Annotated in this window: 22 protein-coding genes; 17 read left to right on the forward strand and 5 right to left on the reverse strand. The window is 65.0% G+C overall.

Annotated features, from left to right (window positions below):
* Nucleotides 1–19: 19 nt before the first annotated feature.
* The 3 genes from tkt to QF777_06670 form a co-directional block, all read right to left on the reverse strand.
* On the reverse strand, nt 20–1,993 hold the full coding sequence (gene tkt, locus QF777_06660) for a transketolase (protein ID MDP6911233.1): 1,974 nt from the start codon (nt 1,991–1,993) through the stop codon (nt 20–22).
* 63 nt (nt 1,994–2,056) lie between these two features.
* Entirely contained in the window at nt 2,057–3,172 is a 1,116-nt protein-coding gene (locus tag QF777_06665) for an FIST N-terminal domain-containing protein (protein MDP6911234.1), read from the reverse strand.
* 5 nt (nt 3,173–3,177) lie between these two features.
* Nucleotides 3,178–3,573, reverse strand: coding sequence for a hypothetical protein (locus QF777_06670; GenBank protein ID MDP6911235.1), 396 nt, complete (start codon nt 3,571–3,573; stop codon nt 3,178–3,180).
* 107 nt (nt 3,574–3,680) lie between these two features.
* Between QF777_06670 and dacB the strand changes: the two genes are divergently transcribed.
* From dacB to QF777_06710, 8 genes are all read left to right on the forward strand, one after another.
* On the forward strand, nt 3,681–5,156 hold the full coding sequence (gene dacB, locus QF777_06675; GenBank protein MDP6911236.1) for a D-alanyl-D-alanine carboxypeptidase/D-alanyl-D-alanine-endopeptidase: 1,476 nt from the start codon (nt 3,681–3,683) through the stop codon (nt 5,154–5,156).
* 26 nt (nt 5,157–5,182) lie between these two features.
* A complete protein-coding gene (locus tag QF777_06680) occupies nt 5,183–5,797 on the forward strand; it encodes an LON peptidase substrate-binding domain-containing protein (GenBank protein MDP6911237.1) in 615 nt (204 codons plus the stop codon).
* A 75-nt stretch (nt 5,798–5,872) separates the two neighbouring features.
* A complete protein-coding gene (locus tag QF777_06685) occupies nt 5,873–6,184 on the forward strand; it encodes a hypothetical protein (GenBank protein MDP6911238.1) in 312 nt (103 codons plus the stop codon).
* Nucleotides 6,184–6,390, forward strand: coding sequence for a hypothetical protein (locus tag QF777_06690; GenBank protein MDP6911239.1), 207 nt, complete (start codon nt 6,184–6,186; stop codon nt 6,388–6,390). The genes QF777_06685 and QF777_06690 overlap by 1 nt, the downstream gene beginning before the upstream one ends.
* 274 nt (nt 6,391–6,664) lie before the next feature.
* On the forward strand, nt 6,665–6,895 hold the full coding sequence (locus QF777_06695) for a MoaD/ThiS family protein (GenBank protein ID MDP6911240.1): 231 nt from the start codon (nt 6,665–6,667) through the stop codon (nt 6,893–6,895).
* Nucleotides 6,868–7,920: an ATP-binding protein gene (locus QF777_06700; protein ID MDP6911241.1), complete on the forward strand. Its 1,053-nt coding sequence runs from the start codon at nt 6,868–6,870 to the stop codon at nt 7,918–7,920. Before QF777_06695 ends, QF777_06700 begins: the two co-directional genes overlap by 28 nt.
* Complete coding sequence (locus tag QF777_06705) at nt 7,917–8,690, forward strand: tRNA (adenine-N1)-methyltransferase (protein ID MDP6911242.1); 774 nt, start codon at nt 7,917–7,919, stop codon at nt 8,688–8,690. The genes QF777_06700 and QF777_06705 overlap by 4 nt, the downstream gene beginning before the upstream one ends.
* Nucleotides 8,687–9,484 (forward strand): trypsin-like peptidase domain-containing protein, encoded by a 798-nt coding sequence (locus QF777_06710; protein MDP6911243.1) that lies wholly within the window; start codon nt 8,687–8,689, stop codon nt 9,482–9,484. The genes QF777_06705 and QF777_06710 overlap by 4 nt, the downstream gene beginning before the upstream one ends.
* Before the next feature lie 164 nt (nt 9,485–9,648).
* On the opposite strand, the gene QF777_06715 is transcribed toward QF777_06710, so the two are convergent.
* Complete coding sequence (locus QF777_06715) at nt 9,649–9,885, reverse strand: ferredoxin (GenBank protein MDP6911244.1); 237 nt, start codon at nt 9,883–9,885, stop codon at nt 9,649–9,651.
* A gap of 202 nt (nt 9,886–10,087) precedes the next feature.
* On the opposite strand from QF777_06715, the gene arc reads away from it, so the two are divergent.
* The 9 genes from arc to lepB all read left to right on the forward strand — a co-directional run bounded on the left by arc (nt 10,088) and on the right by lepB (nt 19,580).
* A complete protein-coding gene (gene arc / locus QF777_06720) occupies nt 10,088–11,878 on the forward strand; it encodes a proteasome ATPase (protein ID MDP6911245.1) in 1,791 nt (596 codons plus the stop codon).
* A 37-nt stretch (nt 11,879–11,915) separates the two neighbouring features.
* Nucleotides 11,916–13,427, forward strand: a complete 1,512-nt coding sequence (gene dop, locus QF777_06725) for a depupylase/deamidase Dop (protein ID MDP6911246.1) — start codon at nt 11,916–11,918, stop codon at nt 13,425–13,427.
* A gap of 48 nt (nt 13,428–13,475) precedes the next feature.
* Entirely contained in the window at nt 13,476–13,679 is a 204-nt protein-coding gene (locus QF777_06730; GenBank protein MDP6911247.1) for a ubiquitin-like protein Pup, read from the forward strand.
* A 5-nt stretch (nt 13,680–13,684) separates the two neighbouring features.
* Entirely contained in the window at nt 13,685–14,503 is an 819-nt protein-coding gene (gene prcB, locus QF777_06735) for a proteasome subunit beta (protein ID MDP6911248.1), read from the forward strand.
* Nucleotides 14,500–15,177: a proteasome subunit alpha gene (gene prcA / locus QF777_06740; GenBank protein MDP6911249.1), complete on the forward strand. Its 678-nt coding sequence runs from the start codon at nt 14,500–14,502 to the stop codon at nt 15,175–15,177. Before prcB ends, prcA begins: the two co-directional genes overlap by 4 nt.
* A 62-nt stretch (nt 15,178–15,239) precedes the next feature.
* Nucleotides 15,240–16,601 (forward strand): Pup--protein ligase, encoded by a 1,362-nt coding sequence (gene pafA / locus QF777_06745; GenBank protein ID MDP6911250.1) that lies wholly within the window; start codon nt 15,240–15,242, stop codon nt 16,599–16,601.
* 77 nt (nt 16,602–16,678) lie between these two features.
* Complete coding sequence (locus tag QF777_06750; protein ID MDP6911251.1) at nt 16,679–17,656, forward strand: WYL domain-containing protein; 978 nt, start codon at nt 16,679–16,681, stop codon at nt 17,654–17,656.
* Nucleotides 17,653–18,627 carry a WYL domain-containing protein gene (locus QF777_06755; GenBank protein MDP6911252.1) on the forward strand — a complete coding sequence of 325 codons (975 nt, stop codon included), beginning with the start codon at nt 17,653–17,655 and terminating at the stop codon, nt 18,625–18,627. Before QF777_06750 ends, QF777_06755 begins: the two co-directional genes overlap by 4 nt.
* A 47-nt stretch (nt 18,628–18,674) precedes the next feature.
* Nucleotides 18,675–19,580 carry a signal peptidase I gene (lepB, locus tag QF777_06760; protein MDP6911253.1) on the forward strand — a complete coding sequence of 302 codons (906 nt, stop codon included), beginning with the start codon at nt 18,675–18,677 and terminating at the stop codon, nt 19,578–19,580.
* Nucleotides 19,581–19,599: 19 nt separating this feature from the next.
* Here the strand turns inward: lepB and QF777_06765 are convergent, their stop codons facing one another.
* On the reverse strand, nt 19,600–20,301 hold the full coding sequence (locus QF777_06765; protein ID MDP6911254.1) for a glycerophosphodiester phosphodiesterase: 702 nt from the start codon (nt 20,299–20,301) through the stop codon (nt 19,600–19,602).
* Between the last annotated feature and the right edge of the window lie 48 nt (nt 20,302–20,349).

The following is a 20,349-nucleotide window of genomic DNA, read 5'->3' on the forward strand; positions in this document are numbered from 1 at the left end:
CTCCCTGGTATGGGGCGGGCTAGGTGGAAAGCAGTTCGGTGGCGGCGGCGACCAGGGCCTCAGCGGTGATGCCCAACTCGGCTATCACCCGTCCGCCGGGCGCTGAGGCGCCGAAGCGGTCAATGCCGATGCAGCGGTCGGCCCAGCGGTCCCAGCCGAACGTCACACCAGCCTCTATCGACAAGGTGGGGACGCCACCCGGTAACACTGAGTTCCGGTAGGCGCTGTCCTGGTTGGCGAAGTCCTCCATGCAGGGCATGGACACGACTCGCACGGATCGACCGGCCGTCGTCAGGGTGTCAGCGGCATCCATCGCCACGGAGACCTCGCTGCCGGTCCCGATCAAGATGACCTCGGGTGCACCCTCGGGCTCAGCCAATACGTAGCCGCCCCTGGCCACCGCCGCGTGATCGCCGGTGCCGGAAAGCACCGGTACGTCCTGGCGGGTCAGGAGAAGGGCAGCCGGCCCGGCCCCATCGACGATCGTCCGCCAAGCTCCGGCGGTCTCGTTGGCATCGGCGGGTCGGATCACCCGAAGGTCCGGGATGGTCCGCAGGGCTGCAGCGTGCTCGACCGGTTGGTGGGTGGGTCCGTCCTCGCCGACGCCCACCGAGTCGTGGCTCCAGATAAAGATGTTCTTTGCTCCCGAGAGGGCGGCCAGACGCACGGCGCCTCGCATGTAGTCGCTAAACACGAGGAACGTGCCGTTGACCGGGAGCATTCCACCGTGGAGGGCCAGGCCGTTGCAGATGGCGCCCATCGCGTGCTCCCGCACCCCGAAGAAGAGCTGACGCCCCTCGGGGCACTCTGGCCCCTGGACTCCGTGGCCCGAAATCGTGGTGCCGGTATTTCCGGTTAGGTCTGCACCGCCACCGATCAGACCGGGGACCACGTCGAGAAGGGCCTGAAGACAGGCGTTGCCGGCCTTCCGGGTAGCCACTGCAGTGCCTACCTCCCACGTGGGGAGGGCATCGGCCCAGCCGTCGACGCCTCCGCCAGCCCACGCGGCGTTCCACACGGAGCGGTCGATGTCACTTGCGGCCAGACGGGCTTTCCATTCGGTCCGAACGCCGGCACCCCGGCGCCCTGCCGCCCGATACAAAGTCGCCACGTCATCGGGTACGTGGAAGGGCTCGTCGGGTAGGCCCATGCGCTGTTTGGTCTCGCTGATGGCGTCATCGGTGAGGGAGTAGCCATGCACCGCCGAGGTGTCTACGTCGGGCGACGGATGACCAATGTGGCTCCGCAGTACTACAAGTGAGGGACGGTCGTCGACGGCCATGGCGGCACGGATGCCGCCCTCCATGGCGTCGAGGTCCTCGGCAGCCTCCCCTAAATCGATGACATGCCATCCGTAGGAGCGGAAGCGAGCCGGAGCATCATCGGACAGGGCCAGTTCGGTCGGCCCGTCGATGGTCACGTGGTTGTCGTCGTACACGGCTATCAGGCGACCGAGGCCCAGGTGGCCGGCGAGGGATGCTGCCTCGTGACTGATGCCCTCTGCCAGGTCCCCGTCTCCACAAACCACGAAGGTGTGGTGGTCGGTCAACTCCGCTCCGAAGCGGGCCCGGAGGTTGCGCTCTGCAATAGCCATGCCGACGCCGTTGGCAATGCCCTGACCGAGAGGGCCGGTAGTGACCTCGACACCGGCCGTATGTCCGACCTCGGGATGGCCAGGTGTTGCCGACCCCCATTGGCGGAACTCGCGGAGGTCATCAAGAGTCAGGCCGTGACCAGTCAGGTGCAGCATCGAGTACAACAGGATCGATGCATGGCCGGCCGAAAGGATGAACCGGTCGCGGTCGGGCCACGACGGATCGTCTGCGTCGTAGGTGAGGACCCTGGTCCACAGCACGTGGGCTAGCGGGGCCAGGGCCATGGCGGTCCCCTGATGCCCCGAACGAGCGGCGTGGGGCGCGTCCATGGCCAGACTCCGAACCACGTCGATGGCTCGACGTTCGTCGTCGATCGCTTGCTCTGGAGCGCCCGTCATCACTCTCACCTTCGGCCGCGGAGGCCCTGCTGGAATGGATCGGTCCGGACCTTATCCGCGGCCTCAGGTCCCCTCGGCGACCGCGTCGAGGAGCAGGACCGAAGCCGTGAAGCCATGCATGTGGTGGACGCTTCCGATGGGTCCGATCTCACCGGCACACGACATGCCGGCTACAGCTGTGGTGTCGAGCCTGTCGACCAGGTGGTCGGCGTCGTGACCGGCAAGACCGAAGAGATGGCTTCCTCGACCATTGCAGGTGAAGGCCAGGGCGGCGCCGGCCGATAGGTCTGACAAGCGATCTTCGAGGTCGGCGCTGGCCGCCTCGGCGTCCCGGATCTGAAACTGCACTGTGGTCCCAATTGGAACGATGTCGCTTACGACGAGGGCACCAGCGGCCTTGTCCGTCCCGACTATCGATCGGATGAGGAAGTCCCCGGCGCCGAACTCCTCGCGGTGCTCGTCGAAGACGACCCCCAGGTGGACCCCCCGTCGGATCCGATCGGCGTCCGCCTCGTCCGCTGAGGAGATCAACCTGGCGAGGCGTTCCAGGGCTGGTCGCCCTGCCAGGCTCAGAATGCGATTGCCCTCGGAGTCGGTCACCACCATGGGGTCGCCGACAGGCCGGCACCCAGTGGCCACCACGGCCCGAGCATCGACACCTACGGGTAAGACAAGAGCTACCGCACCAGTGGTGAACGTGGCGTCATTCAAGACGAGGTGGTTTCCACCCGGGCGGGCCGAAGCTGATGCCAATCCCCCCACCACGGTGAGGTCCGGACGCACCGATGCTGCGAGCGTCGCAGCATCGAAGCTAAATGGGTCACCCATCAGTACGACGGCACTTCCGGTGGGCAGGTCGTCGGGAAGGCGGGGACTGTCGAGGCGAAGTGGGCGCGTACCGTCGATCTTGGCCGTGAACAGAACAATGGATGGGCCCTCTTCGATCTCCTGGCGGTTTGCCAGTGTTCCACCTGCTGTGCAACCAAGGAGGACGGTCGGGGAGAGACCATGTCGGACGGCTCTAGCGATGCGGGGTGCCTCGCCGGCATGTGCACCAGAAGCGAAAAGGATCGCTAGGCCCGGTTGACTTCCGATGCGCTCGAGGCTCTGGCCGATCACCTCGGCTACGGCAACCGCTGTGTCTGGGTGCTGGCTAACCACAGTGGCGTATGAGCCCATGGAACTCAGGCCGAGGGGCCGGGAGGGGGGAGCAGGGTGAAGGGCACGACGGTGGCCGGTCCCTGGTCGACCCGACACGCCGCCTCGACGGTCCCGAACTCCGCGAACTCAAGTTCCGCCCGGACCAGGCGATAGCCGAAGCGGCCGGGTTCCACCGATAGTGGCTGGACATTGCGGGCCACCTGCGCGCCGTCACGGCTGAAGACCACCTCCAGTACGCCCTGGCCGCTGTGGTCATCGGGGCAGCGCACGACCACTATCAGGTGCGGGGCCCAGGAGACCGGTGGCTCCGTGGGGGAAGAGGCGCTGAACTGGATGCCGGTCAGGTCGATATGGGTCGCTCCGCCGGCCACCGACCGGAGGTCGATGCCCTCGAAGAAGAGTGCGGCGAGGATCTGCATACGGTGAACCTAGGACGTCAGGATCTCGGAACGATGTCTGGCGCTCCTGATAACCAGCTCAAAGAGCGCCCCGTCGCTCAAGGGTTCGAGTCGTAGCATGCTGCTCCGTGAACCGGCGCTTCGTACTCCCACTCCTGCTGCTCACCATCACTGTGTTGTCCGCCCTCCAGGCCCAGAGAACAAACCGTGCCATAGCGGCCTCCGAGATCGTTCCCCCGGCGAGGTCGCCTGCATCGGTTGATACCCCGGCGCTGTCCGTGCGGAGGATTCCGGAGTTCCTGCAGTCACCTACCGCGGAACGGCGCCTCCGTGAAGAGCTCGTCGCCCCGGTGGAGGCCCTTCCACCAGGGACATGCCTTGCGGTGGCCGAGCACGGCTTAGACCTCGTTTCTCTGGAGTCGTTGACACCCATGGCCCCGGCCAGTACCCAAAAGCTATTGACCGCCCTTGCCGCATTACACGTCCTGGGTCCCGATTCGGTACTCACCACCAAGGTGGTAGTCGAGGAACCATCGGTCGACGGCGTGGTGCTCGGGGATCTCTGGCTAGTCGGTGGTGGAGATCCACTGCTGATGACGACCCCCTATGCCGACCGCTTCGATGATCCATTTGCCTATTCCGACCTGGCTGATCTAGCTGACGCCGTGGTGGCCTCGGGGATTCGGGAGGTTCAGGGTTCGGTGGTGGGAGATGAGTCCCGGTACGACGCCATCCGTTACCTAGGGACGTGGCCGGATCGATTCAAGCCCGGCTGGTCGATCCAGTCGGGTCCGTTGAGCGCGCTCTCGGTGGATGACGGTTTCACGAACTGGGACGCGGTCAATCCGGCGTCCTCATTGAGCGTGCCCTCTGATGACCCGGCCATCCTGGCGGCACGGCTGTTCGATGACCATCTCGAATCTCGGGGCGTGGTGATACGGGGCCGCGTGGATTCCGGCACGGTGCCTGGTGCGCCCGGCTGGCGCACGGTGGCCTCCCTGGACTCCGTGCCCGTGCGCCTGCTAGTCGAACAAATGCTCGTTGAGAGTGATAACACCACCGCAGAACTGTTGATCAAGGAGATGGGCCACACGCCCACCGACAGGGGAACGACCGTCAGGGGCCTTTCTGTGCTCCTCGATGCCCTTGGGGCAGCCGGCCACCCCGTGGAAGGGGTAGTTCCACATGATGGGAGTGGACTGGACCCGGATAACCGATTGACCTGCGGACTACTGGCGAGCATCCTCGACGATCAGAAGGTGGGATCGGTCCTGGTGGACGCCCTACCGGTGGCCGGCGACCGGGGCACGATGAAGAAGCGGTTCGTGGGGACCGCCGGCGAGGGTCGCGTGAGGGCCAAGACGGGGACGCTGCGGGGGGTGAGCAGCTTGGCCGGCGTGATCGACACCCCGGGCGGCCGACGGCTGGCCTTTGCCCTGATCAGCAACGGCGAGTTGCCGTACGAAATCCGGGACCTTCATGAGGAGGTTGTCCTGTCCATGCTCTCCTATCCGTCGGGGCCGGTAGTCGACCTGCTGTCGCCCCGCCCTCTGCTGAATCCTGCGACAGCCGATTCGGTGGCGGCCGAGACCTCGGGGGGGTGACGGTGGGCGAGGTTCGACGGTTGCCGATGTTTCCGTTGGGCGCCGTCCTAATGCCCTCCGGGTTCCTGCCTCTGCACATTTTTGAGGACCGCTACCGACAGTTGATTCTTGACCTGATGGCCGGGGATCGAGAGTTCGGTGTTGTCCTGATCCGCCGGGGGAGCGAGGTCGGCGGCGGAGAGCAACGCTGTGACGTCGGGACCCGGGCCCGGGTGATTGAAGCTCGGCAGGCGCCGGACGGTCGTTGGTCTGTAGCAGCCGTCGGCCTCCAGCGCATCCGGGTCCAGACGTGGCTGGACGATGACCCGTATCCGATGGCCGAGGTCACCCCGATGCCAGATACGCCTGGAACGCCGACCAGTAGGTCGGCGTTCCAGGAACTCATCAGGACGATGAGGAGGGTCCTTGCAGCTCTCAGCGAGTTGGGCGAACCGGTAGCCGATGCGACCTTCGAGGTGGCCGACGACCCGGCACTGGGTGCGTTGCAGTTGGCGGCCCTAGCGCCCATCTCGGTCCATGATCGTCAGAGACTTCTCGAATGCGACCGGGCCCCCGAACGTCTGGCCTTGCTTGGCCATCTGGTGAATGAGGTCCGTGAGGTGGTCGACCTTCGACTCGCAGGGCAACTCGACGACTTCTGAGTGGAGTCCGGCGGCTCTGGGTGCTTGGACGGCGACGGGGCCGGAGTGGAGGCTCGCCGGTAGCGTGGATGGCCCATGGCTTCCGATTCGAAGTCCGGCGACCTTCCGGACATCCTCAAGCGCTACGTGCGTCAGGAGACGGTCGAACCGTTGCGTGCTCTGGGCCGGTTCCTCGGCTTTGGTGCCGCAGGATCAGTCTTGATGGGCGCCGGGGCGGTTCTGGTCGGTATTGGTGCTCTCCGGTTTCTGCAGGGATGCTCGGCGTTCGAGGGATCCTGGTCTTGGGCGCCCTACTTGATCGTGGCCCTGGCGCTGATAGCCACGATTGCACTACTCGGATCGCGCGTCTCTGATAGCGCTTCACTCGGCGGAGCGGACGATCGCTGATGGCTGATGAGCGGATAACCAGGGACGATTTGGAGGCCGAACTGCGGGCCACTGTCGTCGGAACCGAAGACCGGGTGGCAGAACGTCGATCTCTGTTCCTGACCGGCGCGGTAGTGGTGGTCGTGTCGGTCGTTGCTGTGGCCTGGTTGGTCGGCCGGCGAGCCGGTCAGCGACGGTCCACGGTGGTCGAGGTACGTCGGATCTGATGGTCGGGCTACCGGGAGGCCTGAGGTCGGGCCTGCTGGCCAACGCCGTTCGGCGTGGCTTGATCGGGGGTTCACGTGCCTGGCAGATCGTCTTGGTGGTGGGTGTGGTCGGGCAGTTGTTTCGGCGTGCTGGTCGACCCCGGCCCGTCGTGTTTCGCGAACGTCTCAGGGCGGGCGAGGCACTCGAGATCCGCCACCTTTCAGGAGATGCATCAAGGTCATCACCGTCCTTGGTCGGCTTTCCGGTCGGTGACGGCTCGTCGGGTGCGGAGTGATGCAGGTTGAGTTGCGTAACCCGACCCGGACCGTTGAGTTCGATGGGCCCATGGCGGTGACCGCCCTGCTGGCTCGCCTTTCGTTGAACCGTGAGTCGGTACTGGTAATCCGGGACGGCACTCTGGTGCCTGGCGACGCCATGCTGGCCGACGACGACAAGGTCGAGATCCGGTCGGTGATCTCCGGCGGCGCCGTTAGTGGGTGCCGGTCGAGCGGGAGCACCTCATGAAGTGTCGGGTGTGTCGGGAGCCGGCGGTCATTGATATCCGACGCCACAACGCCAACTTCTGCGTCGACCACTTTTTGCGGCTTTGTCGCGATCAGGTGGCCAAGGCCATCGACAAGCACGACATGTTGACCCCAGGTGACCGCGTTTTGGTGGCCGCCTCTGGCGGTAAGGACTCCCTGGCCCTCTGGGACATCCTGGTCAAGCTGGGGTACGAGGTCGATGGGCTCTACGTGGGGTTGGGCATCGGGGATTACAGCGAATCATCGGAGGGTTACGTCCGTCGGTTTGCTGAGGAACGGGGTCTCCGACTTGAGGTGGTGGACCTTCCGGGGGACTACGGCTTCAACGTTCCCGATGGTGCACGGGCCGCTCGTCGGGTGCCGTGCAGCGCATGTGGGATGTCCAAACGACACCTGTTCGATGATGCGGCGAGACGTGGCGGCTACGACGCAGTAGCCACCGGCCACAACCTCGACGACGAGGCGGCGGTTCTGTTTGGCAATGTCCTGCGATGGCAGGACGAATACCTGGGTCGCCAGCGACCGGTCCTTCCTGCTGGGGCCGGATTCCCGAAGAAGGTCAAACCACTTGTCCGTCTCGGCGAACGAGAGATGGCGGCCTACTGCGTTCTGCGGGGGATCGACTACGTGGTCGAGGAGTGCCCGATGGCCTTGGGCAACAAACACCTCGGTTACAAGGAGGCCCTAAACGCGATCGAGGAACAGTCTCCGGGTTCCAAGGAGGCCTTCTACTCCGGTTTCCTGAGTCGGGCCGTGGACCGGTTTGCCCCGACGGCCGAGGAGTTCCCCGACGGGAGCAGCGTCACGGTCGGCGTGTGCATCCAATGTGGTGCGCCATCGGGCGGCGAGGTGTGTGCCTTTTGCCGACTCCTGGAACGGGCCGGTGGATCCCACCCTGACAGGACTTGCGGCTCCGGCAATGAGGACAGCGGGGTCCCGGTGACGCTCAGTCCCACCAGGGGGTCGATGGCCGATGGGGGCACATTGTTGGAGGAAGCCCCATGATCCGCCAGTTTGTGGTGGGGGACCAGGTCCTCCTGGTCGACCGGAAGCAGCGTCGTTACCTGGTTGAGCTGGAGATTGGGGCGGAGTTCCATTCCCACACCGGGGTGATCGCCCACGACGAGATCCTCGGCGCCGACGAGGGCATTGTCCTGCGGTCAAGCCGGGGTTCGATGTTCACCGCCTTCCGCCCGACCATGGCCGACTACGTGCTCAAGATGCCGCGAGGAGCACAGGTCATCTACCCGAAAGACCTCGGACCGCTCTTGATGCTGGCGGACGTATTCCCCGGGGCCCGGATTCTGGAGTCGGGCGTGGGCTCGGGCGCATTGTCAATGACTCTTCTCCGGGCTGGAGCTGTGGTCACCGGCCATGAGATTCGCGACGACTTCGCAGCCCGTGCCGTGGCCAACGTCACCACCATGCTGGGCGACGATGCTCTCGGTCGGTATGACGTCCAGATGCGGAACGCGTATGAGGGAATCTCAGGCAGCGACTACGACCGGGTGATCCTCGACCTACCGGAGCCGTGGGAGGTCGTTCCCCACGCGGCCCAGGCGCTCCACGCTGGCGGGATCATCGTGGCCTACACGCCGAGCATCGTGCAGGCCACCCGTTTCCGTACGGTGCTGGACGAGTACGGGTTCCGATTTGCGGAGACGGTTGAGGTGCTGAACCGCACCTGGCATGTGGACGGCGATGCCGTCCGACCGGATCACCGGATGGTGGCCCACACGGCGTTTCTAACCCATGCTCGCCTACTGGTTCCGTGACCGGTCCGCGAGTTGCCCGACCGAGGGTCGCTCGACTGGCTCTGATGGCGGCGGTGGTGGCGACGTTGGCAGCGGCTCTGACGATCACCCTTGTCGCGGTCGGAGGGTCGGTCGCTGACCGCCCGACCCAGAATCCATCAGTGGTCGTCGACCCGTCCGAGGTGGGTCCACCACCGGTGGGTCACGGCCTGTCCGACGCCCTGGTGGTCCGCCTGTCGGAATCGATTGTCGGTGTCCGTGGCCTTGATTGTGGTCGGGCACAGGTCGGCTCAGGCTTTGTGGTTGCTGGTGGCCTGGTGGCGACCAGTGCCCACGTGGTGGCTGGCATCGCGGCACCGGTGGTGACTGTCGAAGGTGCAGAGGTGGCCACCCGAGTGGTTGGCTTCGATCCGGTGGCCGACCTCGCCGTCCTGGCTCCCGTGAATCACGGGAAGATGCCCCTCCCCCTTGCGCTGGGCGAGGCGGTTGCTGGGACAGTGGGCGCCATGCTGGTCCACGAGTCGACGGGCCCGCGGCTTGTTCCTGCAGGTATTGCCCGACGGATCCGAGCGACAGGGGCTGACATCTATGGTCGAGAGGCCGACGGGCGCGACGCCCTCATTCTCGCAGCGACGGTCGTCGTAGGGCATTCCGGCGCCGCCGTGGTAGACGGTGCCGGGCGGGTGGTCGGCATCACCTTTTCTCGGGCCCGTGGTGGGTCACCGGTGGCCTACGCCGTCCAGTCCAACGCGTTGCAAATCCTTCTTGAGCGGGTCCGGTCGAGCCCGGAGCCGGCCGGGCCATGCGTCAACTAGCCCGATTCCGAACCTGGGTACAGGGATCCAGGTCCTAGATCGCCCTAAGGAGCTAGATCGCCCCAAGGAAAGGGACGCTGGCCAGGGAGATCACTCTGAGTGCAGGAAATGCGGGGCTCACGGGCCGGAGGCAGTCCGCCGGCCTGCCATCACGGGAACCGGTGTCAGTCGACCTCGATGTAGATGCACTCTCCGGGGCACTCTTCGGCCGACTCGATGGTGGCCTCTTCCTGCCCGGCGGGCACGGGCACCACGGCCTCGGCACCTCCCGGGTCGCTGAGGATTTTGTCCCCGTCCTTCACGTAGGCCAGGCCGTCGTCCAGGAGGGCAAATACGTCAGGGGCGATTTCCTCGCACAGGCCATCGCCGGTGCACAGATCTTGGTCGATCCAGACCTTCATCGTCGGTGAGGTTCCTCTCTGTGGACACGGTCGACCGTGCCGAAGTGCTGGGGCCAGGCCGGGGGGACCGACCTCATCCCACGTGGCGAAGACCACCGGGACTGACGAGAGTGTACCTACCCCCCGGGCGTCGTAATGCACCCTTCTGGCCGGGGTGACCGCTGGCACTGGCCGCTCCGGAGGCCGGGGCTAGGGTCGCCTCGTGGACGAGATCAAGGTGGAGTCAGCCGACGACGACCCGGGGAATACGGGAAGTGGTGTTCCCGTGGACCCTGCGGCCTGCAAGAGCGAGGGTTCGGAACGAGAGGGCCTGGAACGCGAGGTCGCCGAGCTCCGTCGCCGTCTGGTCGACTCGCCCCGCCAGATCCACCTCCTGGAGTCGGAAGCCCGTGACGCCAGCCGCGAGCTGGCCCGTGCCAATGCTCGGAACCAGAAGTTGACGGCCACCATCGAGGCGGCGAGAGAGCGAATCACCATATTGCGCGACGAGGTCGAGAAGCTCTCCCAGCCGCCGTCGGCCTACGGGACGGTGCTGCAGTTAAATGACGACGGTTCGGCTGATGTGCACTCCAGCGGCCGGAAGATGCGCGTCGGCATCCACCCTGAACTGGTTGACGGCCTCCACCCGGGCCAGGAGGTTGTTCTCAACGACTCCATGAGCATCGTCATGGCCCGAACGCACGACAGCACCGGCGAGGTGGTGACCGTCAAGGAGGTCATGGCCGGTGGTCAGCGGGCCGTGGTGGTCGGTCGGGGTGACGAGGAACGTGTGGCAGAGCTAGCCGACGAGCTGCTCGGGAGTGGCCTCCGTAGCGGTGATTCGGTGATGATGGACCCGCGTTCTGGACTCCTCCTGGAGACCCTTCCTAGGCCCGAAGTCGAGGACCTGGTACTCGAGGAGGTCCCAGACGTCTCCTACGAGGACGTCGGCGGACTGGATCGCCAGATCGAACAGATCGTGGACGCCGTGGAGCTGCCGTTTCTGCATCAGGACCTTTTCGCCGAGTACGACCTGCCGGCACCCAAGGGAATATTGCTGTACGGGCCTCCGGGCTGCGGAAAGACGCTCATTGCCAAGGCGGTGGCCAACTCTCTGGCCGTCAAGGTCTCCGAGGTGTCCGGCGATGAGGAAGCCCGGAGCTACTTCCTGAACATCAAGGGTCCGGAGCTGTTGAACAAATACGTCGGCGAGACCGAACGCCAGATCCGTCTGGTCTTCCAGCGGGCTCGGGAGAAGTCCGAGCAGGGCTGGCCAGTCATTGTGTTCTTTGATGAGATGGAATCCCTCTTTCGCACGCGGGGAACCGGTATCAGCTCGGATATCGAGTCGACCATCGTGCCCCAGTTGCTTGCCGAGATCGACGGTGTGGAGACGCTCCGCAACGTGATCGTGATCGGAGCGTCGAACCGAGAGGATCTCATTGACCCAGCCATTCTGCGGCCCGGCCGGCTCGACGTGAAGATCAAGATCGAGCGTCCGGACGCTACGGCTGCTGCGGCCATCTTCTCCCGCTACCTAGTGGGTGACCTGCCCATCGACGAGGGCCTGATCGAGACGGTCGGTGGCGGCGACCGCAATAAGGCGGCTATGGCCATGATCGACGAGACTGTGGCCGAGATGTACAGCGACGAGGAACAGAACCGCTTCCTCGAGGTGACGTACCAGAACGGCGACAAGGAGGTCCTTCACTTCCGGGACTTCTCCTCGGGGGCCATGGTGGAGAACATCGTTCGCCGGGCCAAGAAATTGGCCATCAAGCGCCAGTTGGCCGGGGGACCGAGAGGCATTAGGACCGAGGACATGGTGCAGTCAGTTCGTCAGGAGTTCACGGAGCACGAGGACCTACCGAACACCACCAACCCCGACGACTGGGCCAAGATTTCTGGCAAGAAGGGGGAGCGGATCGTATACGTGCGGACCCTGGTCTCCAAGAAGACCGACGAGTCCGGTGGTCGGGCCATCGAAGGCGTCGGCACCGGGCAGTACCTCTAGGGCCTACGCCCTGGACCAGGTTGCCGACCGCTGGACCATGCCTGTTCCCAAGACGCTCGGCATCGAGACGGAGTACGGCATTGTCCACCGCGGTGTGGCTGACCCCAATCCGATCAGTGCCTCCTCTCTACTCATCAACGCCTACCTGAGTCAGCGGGCCGAGCCGGGGAGCGGCCCGGGGTCCCCCCGGGTGGGATGGGACTTCGTCGACGAGTCGCCTGCCGTGGACCTCCGTGGTTTCACTCCGTTGGACGCCATGGCGCCCGAGATTGAGACCCATCTCGTCAACGCGGTCCTCACAAACGGTGCCCGCTACTACGTGGATCACGCCCACCCTGAGTTGAGCACACCCGAGTGCGCCGACGCGCTCTCGATCGTGCTCCAAGATCGGGCGGCAGACCACATCCTTATTGAGTCAATGGACGCCGCCAACGCCGTGCTTCCGGACGGCCAGGAATTGGTGGTGTACAAGAACAACTCGGATGGCAAGGGCAACAGCTACGGCTGCCACGAGAACTACCTGATGGACCGGTCCACGCCGTTCAGTCGGATTGTCCAGCACGCCACCACGCACTTCGTGACCCGGCAGGTCTTTACCGGGGCAGGCAAGGTGGGATGCGAGTTGCCGTTCCGTGACCGGGACTACGTGCCGTTCCAGCTCACCCAACGGGCCGATTTCTTCGAGGAGGAGGTAGGTCTCGAGACGACGTTGAAGCGACCCATTATCAACACTCGCGATGAGCCACACGCCGACCCGTTGCGCTATCGCCGCCTTCACGTGATCGTGGGCGACGCCAACCTGTGTGAGGTGGCGACCTTCCTCAAGGTGGGGACCACCGCCCTGGTCCTGGCCATGGTGGAGGAAGACATGATCAATCCCAGCTTGGCTGTCGTGGATCCGGTGCGAGCCATGCAGGCCGTGTCGTGGGATCTCTCGCTTGCTCGCCCATTGGAGCTCGTCGACGGTCGGACTGCCACGGCGATCGAGGTTCAATGGGAGCTCTTGAAGGCGGCCCGCCGGTACCTCGACGAGCGGGGCCCGGACATGGTTGGCGGGTCGGTCGCCCACGCGGTTGTCCGAAGGTGGGAAGCGGTCCTGGCCGGCCTCGAGTCCGACCCCGGGTCACTGGCAGGCCAGGTGGATTGGGTGACCAAGCGGAGGGTGGTGGAGGGCGTGCGAGACCGTCACGGTCTGGGACCGTCGGATTTGAAGCTGGCCGCCGTGGACCTCCAGTACCACGACCTGCGTCCCGACCGTTCGCTTTTCGCCCGGCTGGGGGCCGAGGCTCTGGTCGACCCGGCCGATGCCCGGCTGGCGACCCGCACGCCCCCCAAGGATACCCGTGCCTATTTCAGGGGACGGTGTCTCGCTCGGTGGCCCGATCAGATCGTGGCCGCCAATTGGGACTCGATGGTGTTTGACGTCGGCGACAATGCCCTGCGTCGGGTGCCCATGATGGAGCCCTCCCGTGGTACTGAGGAACACGTGGGTACGCTCCTCGACACCTGCGAGACGGTGGAAGAACTGCTTGACCGACTGTCTGCCTGATGGCGGTTGATCGGACGAGACCGATGGAGAACGAGTCGAGGTGTATCCGTGGCTGAACAGGAACGGCGCCAGCGAGAGGCGGAGTCGACCGACGAGGTGGTGGTCGAAGAGGTGGGAGCAGCACCTGGTGCGACCGAGCGCGGTGAACTGCTGAAAGGCGAGTTGGACGACCTGCTTGACGAGATCGACGAGGTGCTGGAGACCAACGCCGAGGAGTTCGTGAAGAGCTACATCCAGAAGGGTGGCGAGTAGGGCTCGTGAACCTGCCGCTCTTCCGCCCAGAGGACGATCCGGGGCCTAGTTTCCTGGGGCTGCTGGGCCACCTGGGCCTCGGGCCGACCGAGTCCTTACGCGTGCCGGCAGGCGTCGAGCCCGGACTGGCACCGCACGCCACCACCGTCGTGGCGGTACGCCACATCGACGGGGTGGTTATGGCTGGCGACCGACGAGCAACGTCGGGCAACTTCATCAGCCACCGCTCCATCGAAAAGGTATTTCCCGCCGATCGGCATTCCGGCGTGGCCATCAGCGGGACGGCCGGCATTGCCATGGAGATGGTGCGCCTCTTTCAACTTCAGCTCGAACACTATGAAAAGGTCGAGGGCAAGGCATTGAGCTTGGACGGGAAGGCCAACCAGCTCAGCCAGATGCTTCGCGCCAACCTGCCGTTGGCCATGCAGGGCCTGGTAGTGGTGCCGCTGTTCGCCGGATACGACCACCGACACGACACCGGACGGCTCTATCAGTACGACGTGACCGGTGGTCGCTACGAGGAACGCGACCACGCTGCGACCGGCTCGGGGATGTTGCACGCCTCGACTGTCGTCAAGTTGCGCTACCGCGAGGAGATGACCGAGGACGAGGCGGTGGACGTTGTGGTAGAGGCCCTCTTTCAGGCCGCTGACGAGGACAGTGCCACTGGTGGTCCTGATCCGATCCGGGGGATCTACCCGGTGGTGGCCAGCATCACCGCAGCGGGCTTCGAGCGCCTCGATGACCAACGGGTAGCTGACCGGACCACCGCGCTGCTGGACTCGTTGATCGGCAACCAGACCGGTGGGGACCCCTCATCATGAGTATGCCGATGTACGTCTCGCCCGAACAGGTAATGAAGGACAAGGCGGATTTCGCGCGCAAGGGCATCGCCCGGGGACGTGCCGCCATCGGCTGCACTTTTGCCGATGGAGTCTTGCTGTGTGCAGAGAACCCATCCAACACTCTTCGCAAGGTCAGTGAGATCTACGACCGCATCGGCTTCGTGGGTGTCGGTCGCTATAACGAGTTCGACAGTCTTCGCAAGGGCGGCGTGCGCCATGCCGATCTGAAGGGCTACACGTACAGCCGCGAGGATGTCGACGCCCGCTCGTTGGCGAACCTCTACGCGGAGACCCTCGGCGGGTACTTCACCCACGAACCCAAGCCTCTGGAGATAGAGATGTTGGTCGGCGAGATGGGCGAGAAGCCCGACGGCGACCAACTCTTCCACCTGCTCTATGACGGCACGGTGATGGACATGCGGACCTTCGCTGTGATCGGCGGCGAGGCCGATGCCATTCGTGGTCGGTTCGAAGAGACTTGGTCTCGCGACTCTGCTCTCACGGTGGCGGTTAACGCCGCCGTCATGGCGCTGGCCGGACCGGAGCGGAGCCTGTCGGCCGACGACCTCGAAGTGGCGGTGTTGGCCCGCCCCAACAGGCGACGTGCATTCCGACGGATCGAGGGCGACGAGCTGGACGGCCTTCTGGCGTGAGCTGGGCCTGGAGCATCGTGGTGCGGCCTGTCGGATCCCGAAACTGACCGGTCGGAGACCACGTGCAACGTCGGATCTACGGGATCGAGAACGAGTACGGCATCACCTGCACGGTGGAAGGCTCCCGGCGCCTTAGCCCCGACGAGGTGGCCCGCTACCTGTTCCGGAAAGTGGTCTCGTGGGGACGTAGCTCCAACGTCTTTCTGGTGAACGGTGCCCGGCTCTACCTCGACGTCGGATCCCACCCCGAGTACGCCACGCCGGAATGTGACTCAGTTCGCCAGGTGGTGACCCACGACAAGGCAGGTGAACGGATCCTCGAACAGTTGGTTGCCAGCGCCGAGGATCGGCTCCGCGAAGAGGGAATAGACGGAGATGTCTACCTGTTCAAGAACAACACCGACTCGGCCAACAACTCCTATGGCTGCCACGAGAACTACCTGACCACCCGACGTGACGAGCAGGCCGAGTATGACGAGGTACTCATCCCGTTCCTGGTTACCCGCCAGATTTGGGCCGGGGCGGGGAAGATCTTCGAGAATGCCCGCGGCGGGGCGGGCTTCAGCATCAGTCAGCGGGCCGCCCACATATGGGAGGGCGTCTCGAGCGCTACGACGCGGTCCCGCCCCATCATCAACTCCCGCGACGAGCCGCACGCCGATGCCGAGCGATTCCGTCGACTGCATGTGATCGTAGGCGACTCCAACATGAGCGAGTACGCCGCCTTCCTGAAGGTTGGAGCGTGTGGACTGCTCCTGCGGATGCTGGAAGAACCCAACGTGGTCTTCCGGGACATGACCTTGGAAAACCCGATCCGGGCCATCCGAGAGATCAGCAACGACCTGACTTGCAGGCGGCCGGTCCGTCTGGCCAGCGGCCGCGAGATGAGCGCCTTGGATATCCAGCGGGAGTTCCTTGACCGGGCGGCCCGATTCGCTCAGCACCGCGAGATGAGCTCCGAGGAGAGCCAGGTGCTCGCGATGTGGGAGCACTGCCTCGACGGGATCGAGAAGGATCCACTGAGTCTGGACCGGGAGTGCGATTGGGTGGCCAAGTACCACCTGGTGGATGCCTACCGGGAACGGCACGGACTGGCCCTATCGGACCCCCGGGTGCTCCTGTTGGATCTGCAGTACCACGACGTGGATAGACGTCGTGGCCTCTACTACCGGATGCAGGACCGCGGGCTAATGGAGCGGATCACGACTGATCGGGAGATTGCCACCGCAGTGGAGGAGGCGCCATTCACCACCCGGGCCCGACTCCGTGGCGATTTCATTCGCCGGGCCAAGGAACGGCATCGGGACTTCACGGTGGACTGGGTGCACCTAAAGTTGAACGACCAGGCCCAGCGGACCGTGCTTTGCAAGGACCCGTTCCGCTCTGAGGACGACCGGGTGGCCAAGCTCATCGAGTCGCTCTGAGGCCACGGCTGCTCGTCCGTGGGCTAGCCCTACGGGCGTTATGTCGGTAGTAGGCGTAGGGTCAGGCCGTGGCCGAGATGGGGAAATTGGAGCGTCTCCTGGACCTCATCACCGTGCTCCTTGAGGCAGCGCGACCGCTGACCCGCCATGAGATCCGTGACACCCTGCCATCTGGCGCGTACGCGGCCGACGACGTTGCCTTCCGCCGAACCTTTGAGCGCGACAAGGACGAGTTGCGGGCGCTAGGAATCGAGCTGGTCCGCGCACCAGCCCCCGATTCAGAACCTCCGATCGATGGCTACCGGATCGACCCGGAGGCGTTCGGCGTCGACCTGCCGACCCTCGATCCCGATGAGTCCACCAGTTTGGCGTTGGCTACCGCGGTCGTCAGAATCGACCCGGAGCGGCCCGGAACGCCCATCTGGCTCTTGGGTGACAGTGATGCCGGGCTGGCGGGTGGAGCGAATCTGGCCGGGACTGATGTACCTGGAGGCCCGGACGTGCGGACGCTCATGCGGGCGGTGACCGAGCGGCGGGTGGTGTCCTTCGTCTATCGGGGTGAGGAGCGGGCCGTCGAGCCCCATCGCCTGGTATTCGCCAAGGGCCGGTGGCAGTTGACCGGCCATGACCGGCTCCGCGACGACGTCCGACAGTTCCGAAGCGATCGGATCCAGGGAGCCGTCTCGTTGTCCGACGAGTCCTTCGATCCACCAGGCGTGACTCGTGAAGTAGAGGTCGACCACGCATGGCGGTTCGCCGGTGCGACGGACTGGCTTGACGGGCGACCGCCCGGTGAGCCGATACCCGTGCGGGTGCGGGTCGATGGTCGCCACGCGGCATGGCTGGGCGGCTTCCTGGGCAAGTCGTCCGAGGTTGAGCCATCCGGGGACGGTTCGGTAGTCATCACTGAACAGGTTCGTGACGTTGCTGCCTTCCGTTCGTTCGTCCTCACCTTCCTCGACGACGCAGAGATCCTCGACCCACCCGAGGTTCGCGACGACATGGTGGCGTGGCTCGAGGGACTCGCGGCGGCTGGTGGCAGAGGACAGTTGTGAGCTCCCTGAACGCCGCCGACCGGGTGGCTCGACTCCTCAATCTGATCCCGTGGGTGGAGTCCCGTGGATCCAACGGCGCCTCTATCGAGAAGTTGTCGGTCGACTTCGATTACCCCGTCGAGGATCTGGTGGCCGACCTCACCGAGGTGGTCAACTTCGTTACCGGAGATCGATACGGGCTCTATGGCGACCTGGTGTTCGACGTCGCCGTGGCCGATGGTCGGATGTGGGTGAACCGTAATGACCTGCTTGGTCGACCCCTAAGCGTGGACCGGGTCGAGTTGGCTGCCGCGGTGGCGGCCGGTCGCGCTGCTGCCACCCAACTGTCGGACGGTGATGGCCCGGATGCCGCGATGGGTCCGCTGGCCCGAGCGGTAGCCAAGCTGTCGGTGGCACTAGGAACCGAGGCCGATGCGGTGGAGGTCCGACTCCGATCGTCGTCGGACGGCCACCTCGAGGTGTTCCAGGATGCGATCACCGAGGGACGTTGCGTCGAGATCGCCTACCACTCCTACGGACGGGACGAGGAGACGACCCGGGTGGTCGAACCCCACCGTTGCCTCTACGACGGCTTCTGGTACCTGACAGCGAACTGTCGCCTGGCCGGTGCCCCCCGGGTGTTCCGGCTAGACAGGGTCCGGAGTGCTGTCCTCGTCGATGAAACCTTTACACCGCCCGGCGACGTGGCGGACTCCATGGACGGAATCCCGACCGACGGAAGCATCCCGGAGGTTGTACTTGAGTTGGATGAGTCGGTTCGCTGGGTGCTTGACCAGTACCCAAATCGGGGAATCCGAGAGTTGGAGCATGGCGTGGAGGTCGTCCTGCCCGTAGCCGCCGCCCGATGGTTGGAACGCCTGCTGCTCCGGCTGGGACAGGCGGCCCGGGTCGTGGCTGCACCTGACGGACTCGGAGACGATCTCCGACAGGCGGCCGCCAACCGGATCCTCGCCCGCTACCGCCGGGGATGACGGACGGCCGCCACCGACGCCTGACAGGTGGACGCTAGATTCGTCCCGTGCCCGCCGAGAAGGACGAGACCGACGAGATCCAAGGGTCGCCACGCAGTCCGTCGGTTTGGACTGATGACCTTCTGGCCCGGGCGAAAGCCCGATCAGCTGGAAACGCCGAGCCTCCCCAGCCGGTCGGAGAGTCGAAAACAACTGGTGGCCAGGAGAATCCGACTAACGAACCGCTCTCCGACACGACCGGTCGTCCGGCCCTGGTGACTCGCGCCGACCTTGCCGATAGGGCGGCTCCCGGCGCTCTGTCTGATCCACCGTTTCCCGACACGTTCGTTGTGCCAGGGGACCCGCCGCACTCGGCACCTCCGCCGCCGGTGGATCTGGAGCTTCCTGGCGCTGGAGCGGGGGCACGTCGGGCACTGATCGAGTGGGGATCTGTCCTCGCCGGTGCGTTGATCCTGGCAATCGTTGTACGAACCTTCCTGTTCGGCGCCTATTACATCCCGTCGCCTTCCATGGAGCCGACGCTCTCAAAGGGGGATCGGATCATCGTGAACAAGGTGAGCTATCGCCTGCACGACGTGAACCGGGGCGACCTGGTGGTCTTCCACCCCACCAGAGGGGCGACGACAAACGGCATCGACGACCTAATCAAGCGGGTGATCGCACTCCCGGGCGAGACGGTTCGGTTTGATGCGGGACGGGTGACCATCGATGGCGGGCTGCTCCTGGAGCCATACCTGACAACCTCCGACATGACCGAGGGAATGGGCGTGGTGCCCTGGTGCGTCTCGGAAGTGAGCAACCAGTGCACCGTGCCCGCCGACCACGTGTTCGTGATGGGTGACAACCGGGGCAACTCACGGGACAGCCGATTCTTTGGACCCGTCCCGATCAGCGCGATCACCGGCAGGGCGTTCGTGCGGGTCTGGCCACCCGGGAGCCTCGACAGACTCTGAGGGCCCTAGGGGACCGGTATCAGGAGTCTGGGTGAACCCTCCGAAGGCCATCCACTAGTCGGTCTACGTGGTCGCCGTAGATGGCGTCGAGCTCCAGGTTCACCAGACGGTCGATTTGCCGGCGATGCTGGGCGTCCCAACCGAAGCAGGCAAGGCCGAAGCGCCGGAACAGCGCAACCAGTCCGGTAGACCAATCCGACTCGGGAAGGTTGATCCCGTCTACGCCGGAAGCCGCCAGGTCGACCGCATGACGTTCAAGGGAGGTGTTGATCCGGTTGACGCTGGTGGAGTGCACGAGGCGTACCTGTGAGTCGAGGTCTTGCCAGGTCGCTAACAGGGCATGGTCGGGGTGGCAGAGCCACAGGCGGGCAGTTCCGCCGTACTCGGCTGCCAGACGAATAGTGGCGGCGGCGGCCAGCGGGTCCTTGACGTCCAGCGAGACAGGTAGGTCTGGATCGATCTCTGCCAGGAGGTTGGCCAGTGTCGGGAGGTCATCAGGCAGCTCGGCGACATCCAACGACGAGATGTCGCGTCGCCTTGGACGCCGACCCACCCGGCCGTCGTGGTGGAGCACCGGGATCCCGTCGAGTGTGCACCACACATCGCTCTCTAAACCGGTTGCCCCGAGACGGACGGCCAGTCGAAAGGCATCCAAGGTGTTCTCCGGGGCGTGGGCCCTACCGCCCCGATGAGCGAAGAGAATGGGCTGGACGATGCGCACCGGAACATCATGGCGGGCATCGGTGCCTCCGTGGGCGACGCCTAGGCT

The organism is Acidimicrobiales bacterium (assembly GCA_030747595.1).
Taxonomy (GTDB): domain Bacteria; phylum Actinomycetota; class Acidimicrobiia; order Acidimicrobiales; family MedAcidi-G1; genus UBA9410.

What these genes read in the sequence shown, in the direction of transcription:
- tkt (MDP6911233.1), bottom strand. Translation starts at nt 1,993, where the DNA reads ATGACGGGCGCTCCAGAGCAAGCGATCGACGACGAACGTCGAGCCATC.
- QF777_06665 (MDP6911234.1), bottom strand. Translation starts at nt 3,172, where the DNA reads ATGGGCTCATACGCCACTGTGGTTAGCCAGCACCCAGACACAGCGGTT.
- QF777_06670 (MDP6911235.1), bottom strand. Translation starts at nt 3,573, where the DNA reads ATGCAGATCCTCGCCGCACTCTTCTTCGAGGGCATCGACCTCCGGTCG.
- QF777_06680 (MDP6911237.1), top strand. Translation starts at nt 5,183, where the DNA reads ATGTTTCCGTTGGGCGCCGTCCTAATGCCCTCCGGGTTCCTGCCTCTG.
- QF777_06685 (MDP6911238.1), top strand. Translation starts at nt 5,873, where the DNA reads ATGGCTTCCGATTCGAAGTCCGGCGACCTTCCGGACATCCTCAAGCGC.
- QF777_06690 (MDP6911239.1), top strand. Translation starts at nt 6,184, where the DNA reads ATGGCTGATGAGCGGATAACCAGGGACGATTTGGAGGCCGAACTGCGG.
- QF777_06695 (MDP6911240.1), top strand. Translation starts at nt 6,665, where the DNA reads ATGCAGGTTGAGTTGCGTAACCCGACCCGGACCGTTGAGTTCGATGGG.
- QF777_06705 (MDP6911242.1), top strand. Translation starts at nt 7,917, where the DNA reads ATGATCCGCCAGTTTGTGGTGGGGGACCAGGTCCTCCTGGTCGACCGG.
- QF777_06715 (MDP6911244.1), bottom strand. Translation starts at nt 9,885, where the DNA reads ATGAAGGTCTGGATCGACCAAGATCTGTGCACCGGCGATGGCCTGTGC.
- dop (MDP6911246.1), top strand. Translation starts at nt 11,916, where the DNA reads ATGCCTGTTCCCAAGACGCTCGGCATCGAGACGGAGTACGGCATTGTC.
- prcA (MDP6911249.1), top strand. Translation starts at nt 14,500, where the DNA reads ATGAGTATGCCGATGTACGTCTCGCCCGAACAGGTAATGAAGGACAAG.
- QF777_06750 (MDP6911251.1), top strand. Translation starts at nt 16,679, where the DNA reads ATGGGGAAATTGGAGCGTCTCCTGGACCTCATCACCGTGCTCCTTGAG.